The organism is Pseudomonas sp. K5002, assembly GCF_013386655.1.
In the GTDB taxonomy this organism is placed as follows: Bacteria; Pseudomonadota; Gammaproteobacteria; order Pseudomonadales; family Pseudomonadaceae; genus Aquipseudomonas.
In genome coordinates, this window is the sequence record NZ_JACARK010000709.1 from 1 (window position 1) to 12,718 (window position 12,718).

Consider the following 12,718-nt stretch of genomic DNA (forward strand, 5'->3'; position numbering starts at 1 on the left):
TGAGCCGACCCACCTGCATCACGGCTTTGCCGAGCTGGCCTACGGCGTCGGCCAGCAACTGCGCTTGCCCATCGGCAACAGCGTCACCGTGTCAGGCCACGACGCCATCAGCCTGAGCCGGCATTACCCGGTGTGCCTGCTGTTTATCCCGAGCAGCAATGGCGTGTCCCACAACGAAGCGGAATTCACCAGCGAACAGGACATGCGCAACGGCCTGCACATGCTGACCGCGTTGCTGCACCGCGCCTGTTCCACCCCCAACGCCTACCGCTGAGGTCTGCCATGTCTAGTCGTTTGCAAGCTAAGTCACGGCTGCTGGGCGCCCTGGAGGCCGCCGGCTTGTCCGCCCATGTGGTGGTCGAAGAGGGCACCGCCGGGATTGCCTCGCCGGTACGCCTGGCCACCGAGTGGGCCGGTTTTACCGTCAGCGCACCGTGGGGCCAGTGTTACGCCAAAGTCTTGCATGACGACATGCGCGCGCTGATCGACATTGAACGCACTGCCCGCGCCACCCAACTGGCAGCTGATTGCGACGTGACGCCGGGTGTGCGCCTGGTGGATGCCACGGCCGGCGTGTTGCTGCTGGATGCGTTGCCCACCAGCGAGTGGCGTTGGGCCCGCCTCGACGAATTGATGCAGCCCCGGCGCCTGCAAGCGCTCTGGGCCCTGAAGAAACAATTGCACCAAGGCACCTCGCCGGGCTTCGCCCGCTCGCCGCTGCAAGACATCCAGCACCTGCGCGAATTATGCGTGCGCTACAGCGTGGCCTTGCCCATCGACCACGCCTGGATCAGTACCTGCATTGACCTGGCCTGGACCTCGCTGCAACTGAACGCCAGCGACTCGGTGCCGCTGCACGGCGACGGCGTGGCGAGCAACGTGATGATCGGCCCGGACGGCGCCTTGCAACTGATCGACTTCGATTACGCCGGCAGTGGTGATCCCTGGTACGACGTGGCCATCAGCCTTAATGAGTTGTACGTCTTCGAAAACGACTGGCGCGAAGGCATCCATGCCTGGGCCGGCGAGTGCCGTGAAAGCGACTATGCGCGCTGCCGCTTGTACGCCTTGATCAACGATTGGTACTGGACGCTCTGGGGCCTGTGGGTCGGCGCTACCTCGGCGCGGCCGCTGGAGTTTTCCAAGGTCGGGCAGTGGACGCTGTTGCGCTGCCGCCAAAGTCTGCAAGACCCGCGGTTTGAAGGTTGGCTACGTCAGGTACAGGAGGGGCAGGCATGAAAGCGTTAGGTGAGGCGTGTACGCCACAAGAGTGTCAGTTGGAAGCGGCGGTGCGCGGGGTTGCCAGTTGGGGCGGCACCGGCATTCGTTATGAACCGGTCAGCGGCGGGATTTCCAACACCAACTGGCGGGTGGAAGTGGCCGGGATCGACACTGCGTATTTCTTCAAGGTGCCGGGCGTGGGCACCGAGATGTTCATCGACCGCCGCACGGCCCACGACGCCAGCCTCAAGGCGGCGCAAACCGGCTATGGCGCGCCGGTGTTCGCATTCCTTGAAGAGTTCGGCGTGGAAGTCTTCGAGTTCATGGAGGGCTGGCGCGCCTCCTCCAACCACGACTTCCTCGACCGCGACGTGCGCCACAACGCGCTGCACGCCCTCAAGGCGTTCAACGACCAGCCGCCACTGGTGCAGACCAAGACCGTGTTCGACATGATTGCCGAGCACCAGCGGCAGGTGGAGCAACTCAACGGCTGCAAGCCCGCCGACGACGCTTGGCTGTGCCGCCAATGCGACCGCGCCCGGGGCGTGCTGCAAGCTTCCGGCATCGACCTGGCTCCCTGCATGAATGACACCCTGGCGGGTAATTTCATGCTCAACGACCGTCGGCAAATTCGTCTGGTGGACTTCGAATACGCCTCCAACAACGACCGGCATTACGAACTGGCGCTGTGGTTCGGCGAGATGTTTTTCACTGATGAAATGGAACTGGCCCTGATCGAGGATTACTTCGGCCAGGTCACCCCGCAGAACCTCGCGCGCATCAAGTTGCACAAGGCCCTGGCGGACATCAAATGGTCGACCTGGGCGATGGTGCAGCACGCGGTGTCGCAGCTGGATTTCGACTTCTACAAATACGGCACCTGGAAGCACATGCGTGCCCGCAGCATCATCAACGATTCGCAATGGGAAACCTGGCTAAGACAGGCTTGAGCCTGCGCCAGACAACAATAATGCATTGAATGAAGTCACTTGGGCGCTGATTGGTGCCTGCGTTTTCACTGCTTGATTTTTGTTTGATCACACAAAAAAACGATCCACAAATTCAAGGAGCACCCGACTCATGAAATCTGATAGCGCACCACCCGGACGCCTGAAAAGCCAACTCTTCGGCGTGTACTTTTTCCTGTTGCTGATGCTCGCCTTATTCCCGCCGTTCTATTTGAGCGTGAGCGGCAGTACCGCGTTGGCACTGGGCATACCGTTGCCGATCTTCTACTGGATCGCCATTGCAGTCCTCGCAGGACTGGGCCTGTGGGCGTTGTACGTCGCCGAATTGAAGGCCGGCGAAATACCCGAAGAGGGGGATGCGCAATGATCAGCACCGCCAGCGATGCCAACCTCTTTATCACCTTCGGCGTCATCGGCCTGTTCCTGGCCGGGATGATCGCCGTGCTGTACGCCACCAACCGCGAGAGCACGAGTTTTTCCGATTACGCCGTAGGCGGGCGCTCCTATGGGCCGTGGTACATCGCCATGTGTTACACCAACTCGTGGTGGCCGGGCTCGACCTTTACCGCGTTTTTCGCCCTGACCATCGGCGGCGTCCTGGGCTTCTACGGCATGGTCTACGCCACCCTTGGCGTGACGGCAATGTACCTGATGGCCCGCCGCGCGTGGACCTGGGGCCAGCGTTTCAACCTGCGCACCCAGCCGGACTTGCTCGGCATGCGCTTCAACAGCCCGGTGGTCAAGCGCGTGGCCTCGATCATCGGCATCATCTCGGTATTCCCGTGGGTGGTGATGGGCATCCAGGCCTTGGCGATGCTGTTCCAGTTCGCCAGCTTCGGCCGCTGGGGCGTCACCACCTGCCTGGTCGCCGGCGTGGTGGTGGTGCTGGTGCGCCAGTACTGGACCGTGAGCATGGGCATGCGCGGGCTGATCATGACCGACATGTTCCAGGGCCTGATCGCCTATGTCGTGTGTGCGGCGCTGTGTGTGTTCCTGCTGTTCGGCGACCAGGCGTCGTTCTCCAACCTGTCGCACCTGCCGGCGAAAATGTTGCTGATTCCCGGCGCCAGCGGCACCGGTTACGGCCCGCTGTACATGTTCAGCCTGATCTTCACCGGCGTGATCGGCTCGATGTGCTGGCCCATGAGCTTCCAGCGCATCTACACCGCCAGCGGCGTCAAGGCGGTGAAGAAAGGCACGCTGTACACGATCCTGTTGGTGGGTGGTTTCTACGGGATTCTGATGCTGTTTGCCGCGGCCATCAGCCAGGACCCGAACGTCATCGCGCACCCGCAACAAGGCTGGTTCCTCTCGCTGTTCGACATCGGCGGGCCGTGGATGCTGGCGCTGGCGATCGTCATCGTACTGGCGGCGAGCATCGGCCACGTCGACGGCTGCGTGCAGGTCTGCGGCACCCAGTTCGCCAACGACCTTGCCACCTGGAACACCCCGCGTACCGACCGGCAACTGACGCTGCTGGCCAAGTCCGGGATGGTGGTGTTTATCGTTGCCGCCTCGGTGCTGGCATACCTGACCTTTGATTACGCGCGGTTGCAGTTGCTGGCGCAGATTTCCTACCAGGGGATTATCCAGTTGGCGGTGCCGCTGTTCTTCGGGATCTTCAGCCGCCGCGGCAACAAGGAAGGCGCGATTGCCGGGATGCTGGCGGGGATTGTGGTGGCGATTGTGCTGACGACGATGTATCCGGACGACATTCCCGGGCTGGGGTCGTTGACCAGCGGGATTGTGGGGCTGGTGGTCAATGCGGGGATTTTTGTGGCGTGTGCATTGGCGATCAAGCCGAGTGCGCAGGAGAGTGCGCGGGTTGAGCAGTTGTTTGAGATGGCGGCGCCGGGTCGCAAAGTGCCAATGGGGGCAAGGCCGGTCCTGAACTGAACCCACTTCTCTAACCCAATGTAGTTCCAATGTGGGAGCGGGCTTGCTCGCGAATGCAGACTGTCAGTTAAAGCATCAGCGACTGATATACCGCATTCGCGAGCAAGCCCGCTCCCACATTTTTGATTGTGTTTCTACACAGCATTCCCGTTTTGTCGCAGGCGTTTGTAGAGGGTATTGCGGCTGACGCCAAGCTCTCTGGCCAGGTGAGAGATATTCCCGCCCACCGCCTTCAGTCGCTCATTCAGGTCCAGACTGTCATCCACTGCATCACACACCGGCACCACCCCATTCAAATCCACAAAAAAATCATCCGGCAAATGTTCCGCCCGAATCGGCTGCTCTTCCGCCATGGCCAGTGCCACCTGCAACACGCTGCTCACCTGGCGTAGATTCCCCGGCCACGGATGCTGTTCAAACAAGGCCAGCACCTCGTTAGTCAACCCGGCCCACTGCGTCGGCTCGCGATGCTGTTGCCACAGCTGCTTGAACAACGCCTGTTTATCCGTGCGCTCCCGTAGCGGCGGCAGCTCCAGGGTCAGGCCACCGATGCGGTAATACAGGTCTTCGCGAAAACGCCCGAGCTGTACCTGTTCGCGCAGCGAGCGGTTGGTGGCGGAGATGATCCGCAAATCCACCGGGTACAACTCGCTGCTGCCTACAGGCTGCACACAGCGTTCCTGCAATACCCGCAACAGCCGGGCCTGGGTCGGCAGGGGCATGTCGCCGATCTCGTCGAGGAACAGCGTGCCTTTGTCTGCCTTGCGGATCAGCCCGATGCTGCCTTTCTGGTTGGCGCCGGTGAATGCGCCTTTTTCATAGCCGAACAGTTCCGACTCCACCAGTTCGGCGGGGATCGCTGCGCAGTTGACCGCGATAAACGCTTGTTGGCTGCGAGAGCTGGCCTGGTGCAGGGCTTTGACGAACACTTCCTTGCCGACACCGGTTTCACCGTGGATCAGCAACGGAATATCCTTTTCCAGCAGGCGCTCGGCCTGACGCACGGCCTTTTCCACGCGGGCATCGCCGAAGTGCAGGGTCTTGAGACTGATGGCCGTGGGGCCAGGTTCGCGGGGCTTTTTCGTTTCCACAAACACGCGAGCCTGCACTGGCGCCTGTTTCGGCCGTTTCAGCAGGCACTGGAAACGGTTGCGTCCGGCGGCTTGCAGCGAGAAGGGCAGGCCTTCGGGCTGGTTGAGCAGTTCCAGCAGCGAGACCTTGAACAGGCTGTCGATCAACACCCGCGACAGGCTGATGCCCAGCAGGTTGTCGGCCCGGCGATTGGCCGACAGTACCTGGCCGCTTTCATCAAAAATCAGCAGCCCGGCCCATTGGCTGTCGAGATTGTTCAACCCGGTATTGAACGTCAGCTGGAAATGCTCACCGCGAAACAGGTTGAGGATCAGCCGGTTCTCGACGGTCTGGCTCATCATCTTGACCATACCGAGGGTGTGGGAGGGCGGCAGGTAGCTGTCGCTGGACACATCCAGCACCGCGATGATTTCCCGCTGCGCATCGAAGATCGGCGCTGCCGAGCCGGTCATGAAACGGTTGGCCTTGAGGAAGTGTTCGTCATGTTCGATATGCACTGCCTGGGCACAGGCCAGGGCGGTGCCGATGGCGTTGGTGCCGCTGGAGCGCTCCATCCAGCTGGCGCCGGCGCTGAAACCACGGGCCAGCTTGGGGTCGATAAAGCGTTGGGTGCCCCACGAAGTCAGCACCTGGCCCTGGTTGTCGGCAAGCATGATCAGGCAGTTGGAATTGCTGAGGATGTTTTCGTAGTAGGGCAGCACTTCCTGGTGGGTGGTCTGCACAAGGGAATGCTGGCTTTCCAGCAACTGGCTGACGCCGTCTGCGGGCAGTTGGTCGAAGCTCGGTGTGCTCTGGTGATCCAGGCCATAGGCCCGGCAGCGGCGCCAGGAGTCCTGGATGATGGCATCGTGCGCCAGCGGTGTGCTCATGGCGGTGACCCTTGCTTTATTGTTGTTCTGGGGTGCGGAAGGCCCGTTCAGTGTTGTTCAGAACTGTTCATTGTCAACCCGCCGATTGTTCAGTTGTTCAGCCTGACCTGTTCATTTCTGTTCAGAGGCGAATCGCTGTTTTGCCTAACTCGTTGACCGGCCTGAGGTTTGGGTTGTTGGCACGGAACTCGCTCTGTGCTCCTGCCAGAACCATTCCAATAATAAAAAGGTCGTGTCATGTCATTGACCCTGGAGCACGTCACTCGCGTTGTCGAAGGCCAAACCTGGATCGACGACGCCAACCTGCGTTTCGAAGCCGGTTCCTTCAATGTATTGCTGGGCCGCACGCTCTCCGGCAAGACCAGCCTGATGCGCCTGATGGCCGGCCTGGACAAGCCTGACAGCGGGCGCATCCTGATGAATGGCGTGGACGTCACCCAGAAGCCGGTGCGCCTGCGCAATGTGTCGATGGTCTATCAGCAGTTCATCAACTACCCGACCATGACCGTGTTCGAGAACATCGCCTCGCCGCTGCGCCAGGCCGGAGTCTCTGCCGAGCAGATCCAGAGCAAAGTCCTCGAAACCGCGAAAATGCTGCGCATCGAGAAATTCCTCCAGCGTCACCCCCTGGAACTCTCCGGCGGCCAGCAGCAACGCACCGCCATGGCCCGGGCGCTGGTCAAGGATGCCGAGCTGATTCTGTTCGATGAGCCCCTGGTGAACCTGGACTACAAACTGCGCGAAGAACTGCGCCAGGAAATGCGCGAGCTGTTCAAGGCGCGTCACACCATCGCCATCTACGCCACCACCGAACCCAACGAAGCCCTGGCCCTGGGCGGTACCACCACGATTCTGCATGAGGGCCGGGTGATCCAGAGCGGCAAGGCCGCCGAGGTCTATCACCAGCCACAGACCGTGCTGGCGGCCGAGCTGTTTTCCGAGCCGCCGATCAACCTGATGCCCGGGCGCATCAGTGGCAACGAAGTGAGCTTCGCCAACTTCGTGCACTTCCCGCTGAACGTCGACCTGCGGCCCATCGGTGAGGGCGAGTTTCGCTTTGGCGTGCGCCCCAGCCATATCAGCCTGGTGCCGAGCAACGACGATGACCTGGAGCTGGCAGTGACCGTGGAAGTCGCCGAGATCAGCGGCTCGGAAACCTTCCTGCATGTGCGCAGCGAACACTTCCTGCTGGTGCTGCACTTGCCCGGGGTGCATGAGTACGACGTCGACGCGCCGATCCGCATCTATATCCCCACCCACAAACTGTTTGTGTTCGATGGCCAGGGACGGCTGGTCCAGGCCCCCGGCCGACGTGTCGCGAGGGTTGCCTGATGGCCGAGATCCATTTGCAGAACCTGGCCCACAGCTACAGCTCAAAGCCAAACGGCCCCGAGGACTACGCGATTCGCGAGATGAATCACGTCTGGGAGCAGGGCGGCGCCTACGCGTTGTTGGGGCCGTCGGGCTGCGGCAAGTCGACCTTGCTCAACATCATCTCCGGCCTGCTCAGCCCATCCGAAGGCCAGGTGCTGTTCGACGGCAAGGTGGTCAACGAGCTGACCCCGGAAAAACGCAACATCGCCCAGGTGTTCCAGTTCCCGGTGGTGTACGACACCATGACCGTGTTTGATAACCTGGCTTTTCCCCTGCGAAACCAGGGCATGGCCGAGGCGAAGATTCACAGCAAGGTGCAGGAAATTGCCGAGGTGCTCGACCTGCAAAACCTGCTGGACAAAAAGGCCCGCAACCTCACTGCCGATGAAAAGCAGAAAGTCTCCATGGGCCGCGGGCTGGTGCGGGATGATGTGTCGGCGATCCTGTTCGACGAACCGCTGACGGTGATCGACCCGCACCTGAAATGGAAGCTGCGGCGCAAGCTCAAGCAGATCCACGAGCAGTTCAACATCACCATGGTCTACGTGACCCACGACCAACTGGAAGCCTCGACCTTCGCCGACAAGATCGCGGTGATGTACGGCGGGCAGATCGTGCAGTTCGGCACGCCCCGGGAGTTGTTCGAGCGGCCCAGCCACACCTTTGTCGGCTATTTCATCGGCAGCCCGGGGATGAATCTGATTGAGGTGCAGGCAGAGGCGGGTGGTGTGCGCTTTGCCGGGACACATCTGGCGTTGCCCGAGGCGTTGCAGCAGCGCATTGGCGAAACGCCTTACAAAAAGCTGCAGGTCGGCATCCGCCCGGAATTTATCCATGTGTGGGATGAGCACAATCCCGACGCGCTACAGGCGCAAGTCATCCATGTGGAAGACCTCGGCACCTACAAGATCATGACCCTCAACCTCGATGGCGCACCGTTGAAAGTGCGCCTGGCCGAAGACAAACCGGTGCCCGAGGGCCAGGCGTCCATCAGCTTTCCGGGGCAGTGGCTGATGGTGTATGCCGATGACTACTTGCTGGAGGTGCAGCCATGAACAAGGTGCAGAACAACAAGGCCTGGTGGCTGGTATTGCCGGTGTTCCTGCTGGTGGCCTTCAGCGCGGTGATCCCGATGATGACCGTGGTCAACTACTCGGTGCAGGACATCTTCGACCAATCCAGCCGCTACTTCGTCGGCGCCGACTGGTACAAACAGGTGCTGCTGGACCCGCGCCTGCATGACTCGCTGCTGCGTCAGTTCATCTACTCGGCGTGTGTGCTGTTGATCGAGATTCCGCTGGGCATCGCGATTGCCCTGACGATGCCCACCAAGGGCCGATGGTCGTCGCTGGTGTTGATCGTAATGGCGATTCCGCTGCTGATTCCGTGGAACGTGGTCGGCACCATCTGGCAGATTTTCGGCCGTGCCGACATTGGCCTGATGGGTTCCACGCTCAATGCGATGGGCATCAGCTACAACTACGCCGCCAACACCATGGACGCCTGGGTCACGGTGCTGGTGATGGACGTGTGGCACTGGACGTCCCTGGTGGCGCTGCTGTGTTTCTCGGGGCTGCGGGCGATCCCGGATGTGTACTACCAGGCGGCGCGGATTGATCGGGCGTCCAGCTGGGCGGTGTTCCGACATATCCAGCTGCCAAAACTGAAGAGCGTGCTGTTGATCGCGGTGATGCTGCGCTTCATGGACAGTTTCATGATCTACACCGAACCGTTTGTGCTGACGGGCGGCGGGCCAGGGAACGCCACCACCTTCCTCAGCCAGACGCTTACCCAGATGGCCGTAGGCCAATTCGACCTGGGCCCGGCGGCGGCGTTTTCGCTGGTGTACTTCCTGATCATCCTGTTGGTGTCCTGGCTGTTCTACACCGCCATGACCCACTCCGACGCCAACCGCTGAGGCCGCCAACATGAGCAAGCGCAAGCTGATCCCGCTGCTGGTCTACATCCTGTTCCTGCTGGTGCCGATCTACTGGCTGCTGAACATGTCCTTCAAGAGCAACACCGAAATCCTCGGCGGCCTGACCCTGTTTCCGCAGGACTTCACCTTCGCCAACTACAAGGTGATCTTCACCGACCCGAGCTGGTACACCGGCTACCTCAACTCGCTGTACTACGTCAGCCTCAACACCGTGATTTCCCTGAGCGTGGCGCTGCCGGCGGCCTACGCGTTCTCGCGCTACCGCTTCCTCGGCGACAAGCACTTGTTCTTCTGGTTGCTGACCAACCGCATGGCGCCGCCGGCAGTGTTTTTGCTGCCGTTCTTCCAGCTGTATTCGTCCATTGGCTTGTTCGATACGCATATCGCGGTGGCCTTGGCCCATTGCCTGTTCAACGTGCCGCTGGCGGTGTGGATTCTCGAAGGTTTCATGTCGGGCGTGCCCAAGGAAATCGACGAAACGGCCTACATCGACGGGTACAGTTTTCCCAAGTTTTTCGTGAAGATCTTCATCCCGCTGATTGGCTCGGGGATCGGCGTCACGGCGTTTTTCTGTTTCATGTTTTCCTGGGTCGAGCTCCTGCTGGCACGCACGCTGACGTCGGTGAACGCCAAACCCATCGCCGCAGTGATGACCCGTACGGTTTCGGCCTCCGGCATCGACTGGGGCGTGCTGGCGGCGGCGGGGGTGTTGACCATTTTGCCGGGCATGCTGGTGATCTGGTTCGTTCGCAACCATGTGGCCAAGGGCTTTGCCCTGGGCCGGGTCTGAGGAGTCGATGATGGAATGGATGGCCTGGACCACCCCGACTGCACTGTTCTTTGCCGCGATCGGCCTGCTGCTGGTGGGCATGACGACCTGGGAATTGCGCTCGCCGAGTATCCCCCGGCGCGGCTTTTTACCGATCAGCACCACCCGTGGTGATCGTTTGTTTATCGGTCTTCTCGGCAGCGCCTACCTGCATTTGTTGGTGATCGGCGTAACCGGCTGGAGCATCTGGGTGGCGTCCGCGCTGTCTCTGGTGTGGCTGTTGTCTGTGATGCGTTGGGGCTAGCTGCCCCTTTTGAACCCCAAAACCAGGAGGTCTCTATGTTCGATAAAAACAATAAGCTGCGACATAGCATTTCATTGGCGGCCGTGCTGGCGCTCAGCGGGCTCAGTGCTGCGGCCTGGGCGGATGCTTATGAAGACGCTGCGAAAAAATGGATCGGCAGTGAGTTCAAACCGTCGACCCTCACCGAAGCCCAGCAGCTTGAAGAGCTGAAGTGGTTTATCAAGGCCGCGGAGCCGTTTCGCGGGATGAAGATCAACGTGGTGTCGGAAACCCTCACCACCCACGAGTATGAATCCAAGGTGCTGGCCAAGGCCTTCAGCGAAATCACCGGGATCAAGCTGACCCACGACTTGCTGCAGGAAGGCGACGTGGTGGAAAAGCTGCAAACCCAGATGCAGTCCGACAAGAATATCTATGACGGCTGGGTCAACGATTCCGACTTGATCGGTACGCACTTTCGCTATGGCAAGACAGAATCCATCACCGACCTGATGGCCAACGAAGGCAAGAACTTCACTTCACCCACCCTGGACATCAAGGACTTCATCGGTATTTCGTTCACCACTGCGCCCGACGGCAAGATCTACCAATTGCCCGACCAGCAGTTCGCCAACCTGTACTGGTTCCGCGCCGACTGGTTCGAACGGGCAGACCTGAAAGCCAAGTTCAAGGAGAAGTACGGCTATGAACTCGGCGTGCCGGTGAACTGGTCGGCCTACGAAGACATCGCCAAATTCTTCAGCGAAGACGTCAAGGAAATCGACGGCAAGCGCGTCTACGGGCACATGGACTACGGCAAGAAAGACCCGTCCCTGGGCTGGCGCTTCACCGATGCCTGGTTCTCCATGGCCGGTGGCGGCGACAAGGGCCTGCCCAACGGTTTGCCGGTGGACGAATGGGGCATTCGCGTGGAGGACTGCCACCCGGTGGGCTCCAGCGTCACCCGTGGTGGCGACACCAACGGCCCGGCGGCGGTGTATGCCACGCAGAAATACGTGGACTGGATGAAAGCCTATGCACCACCGGAAGCGGCGGGCATGACCTTCTCCGAATCCGGTCCGGTGCCGTCCCAGGGCAACATCGCCCAGCAGATCTTCTGGTACACCGCGTTTACCGCCGACATGACCAAGCCGGGCCTGCCGGTGGTCAACGCCGACGGCACGCCGAAATGGCGCATGGCGCCATCGCCCGTCGGGCCTTACTGGGAAAAGGGCATGAAGAAGGGCTATCAGGACGTAGGTTCCTGGACCTTCCTCAAGTCGACGCCCGAGAAGCAGAAACTGGCGGCCTGGCTGTACGCGCAGTTCGTGACCTCGAAAACCGTGTCGCTGAAGAAAACCATCGTTGGCCTGACGCCGATTCGTGAGTCTGACATCAACTCCCAGGCCATGACCGACCTGGCGCCGAAACTCGGTGGGTTGGTGGAGTTCTACCGCAGCCCGGCCCGGGTGGAGTGGACCCCGACCGGCACCAACGTGCCGGACTATCCACGGTTGGCGCAATTGTGGTGGAGCCATATTTCGGAGGCGGCCAGCGGAGAGAAGACCCCGCAGCAGGCGCTGGACGGGTTGGCCAAGGATCAGGACGCGATCATGACGCGCCTGGAACGCTCCAAGGTGCAGCCGATTTGCGGGCCGAAAATGAACGAAGAACGGGATGCGCAGTACTGGTTCGACCAGCCGGGCGCGCCGAAGCCTAAGTTGGCAAATGAGAAGCCACAGGGTGAGACGGTCAGTTATAACGAGTTGCTGAAGTCGTGGGAGGCGGCGCGCAAGTAACCCAGACGCCGCAGATCAAAATGTGGGAGCGGGCTTGCTCGCGAAGGCGGTAGATCAGTCAGCAGATATGTGACTGACAGACCGCTTTCGCGAGCAAGCCCGCTCCCACATTGGGTTTGCGGTGTTTCTGCAAGGGGGGCTATTTGGGATACAGCGGCGGCAAGCTGGTGCTGTCCCCCGCAGGGTCCTGCTCGCGCTCCGCCATCGGAATCGCCTTCACCGCCCGCCACAATTCCTCTCCCTGCCAATACTGCCCACTCTCGCTGTACAGCGCGCCGTTCAACCCATCCAGCGCATCCGACAACGGCACAAACCGCGCCGCCATATCCGCCAGGGTCTCCGGCTGCTGTCGCGCCCAGGCATCCAGCGCCTGACGCGTAGCCTGCGGGTCATTCGCCTGGCTCGCCCGCTTGAGGTCGTCCAGCAAGGTACGCGGGCTCGGGCCGGTTTGCGCGGCACGCAAAATCGCCGGCTGCCAGCGTGCACGCCACCACAAACCGAAGCCCAG

At 61.0% G+C, this 12,718-nt stretch carries 11 protein-coding genes and 2 pseudogenes; 11 read left to right on the plus strand and 2 right to left on the minus strand.

Annotation, left to right across the window (positions count from 1 at the left end):
* The 5 genes and pseudogenes from HX846_RS26700 to HX846_RS26720 all read left to right on the plus strand — a co-directional run.
* Window positions 1-274: pseudogene (locus HX846_RS26700) on the plus strand (M20/M25/M40 family metallo-hydrolase); the annotation flags it as partial.
* 8 nt (window positions 275-282) lie between these two features.
* Window positions 283-1,239: an aminoglycoside phosphotransferase family protein gene (locus tag HX846_RS26705; RefSeq protein ID WP_177081006.1), complete on the plus strand. Its 957-nt coding sequence runs from the start codon at window positions 283-285 to the stop codon at window positions 1,237-1,239.
* On the plus strand, window positions 1,236-2,171 hold the full coding sequence (locus HX846_RS26710; RefSeq protein ID WP_177081005.1) for a choline kinase family protein: 936 nt from the start codon (window positions 1,236-1,238) through the stop codon (window positions 2,169-2,171). The genes HX846_RS26705 and HX846_RS26710 overlap by 4 nt, the downstream gene beginning before the upstream one ends.
* Before the next feature lie 130 nt (window positions 2,172-2,301).
* On the plus strand, window positions 2,302-2,556 hold the full coding sequence (locus tag HX846_RS26715) for a hypothetical protein (protein WP_178966431.1): 255 nt from the start codon (window positions 2,302-2,304) through the stop codon (window positions 2,554-2,556).
* Entirely contained in the window at window positions 2,553-4,085 is a 1,533-nt protein-coding gene (locus tag HX846_RS26720) for a sodium:solute symporter (RefSeq protein WP_178966432.1), read from the plus strand. The genes HX846_RS26715 and HX846_RS26720 overlap by 4 nt, the downstream gene beginning before the upstream one ends.
* A gap of 134 nt (window positions 4,086-4,219) precedes the next feature.
* Here the strand turns inward: HX846_RS26720 and HX846_RS26725 are convergent, their stop codons facing one another.
* Window positions 4,220-6,046 carry a sigma-54-dependent Fis family transcriptional regulator gene (locus HX846_RS26725; RefSeq protein ID WP_134326816.1) on the minus strand — a complete coding sequence of 609 codons (1,827 nt, stop codon included), beginning with the start codon at window positions 6,044-6,046 and terminating at the stop codon, window positions 4,220-4,222.
* A 237-nt stretch (window positions 6,047-6,283) separates the two neighbouring features.
* On the opposite strand from HX846_RS26725, the gene HX846_RS26730 reads away from it, so the two are divergent.
* From HX846_RS26730 to HX846_RS26755, 6 genes are read left to right on the plus strand one after another with little or no spacing between them, the layout of a single operon-like run.
* Window positions 6,284-7,378 (plus strand): ABC transporter ATP-binding protein, encoded by a 1,095-nt coding sequence (locus HX846_RS26730; RefSeq protein WP_003218524.1) that lies wholly within the window; start codon window positions 6,284-6,286, stop codon window positions 7,376-7,378.
* On the plus strand, window positions 7,378-8,475 hold the full coding sequence (locus tag HX846_RS26735; protein ID WP_178966433.1) for an ABC transporter ATP-binding protein: 1,098 nt from the start codon (window positions 7,378-7,380) through the stop codon (window positions 8,473-8,475). The genes HX846_RS26730 and HX846_RS26735 overlap by 1 nt, the downstream gene beginning before the upstream one ends.
* Complete coding sequence (locus HX846_RS26740) at window positions 8,472-9,338, plus strand: carbohydrate ABC transporter permease (protein ID WP_003218527.1); 867 nt, start codon at window positions 8,472-8,474, stop codon at window positions 9,336-9,338. The genes HX846_RS26735 and HX846_RS26740 overlap by 4 nt, the downstream gene beginning before the upstream one ends.
* A 10-nt stretch (window positions 9,339-9,348) precedes the next feature.
* Window positions 9,349-10,149, plus strand: coding sequence for a carbohydrate ABC transporter permease (locus tag HX846_RS26745; protein ID WP_003218530.1), 801 nt, complete (start codon window positions 9,349-9,351; stop codon window positions 10,147-10,149).
* A gap of 10 nt (window positions 10,150-10,159) precedes the next feature.
* Window positions 10,160-10,432: a DUF2160 domain-containing protein gene (locus HX846_RS26750; RefSeq protein WP_003218532.1), complete on the plus strand. Its 273-nt coding sequence runs from the start codon at window positions 10,160-10,162 to the stop codon at window positions 10,430-10,432.
* 35 nt (window positions 10,433-10,467) lie between these two features.
* Window positions 10,468-12,210, plus strand: a complete 1,743-nt coding sequence (locus HX846_RS26755; protein ID WP_003218534.1) for an ABC transporter substrate-binding protein — start codon at window positions 10,468-10,470, stop codon at window positions 12,208-12,210.
* Between the two features lie 139 nt (window positions 12,211-12,349).
* On the opposite strand, the pseudogene HX846_RS26760 reads toward HX846_RS26755, so the two are convergent.
* Window positions 12,350-12,718, minus strand: a pseudogene (locus tag HX846_RS26760) (protein BatD); the annotation flags it as partial.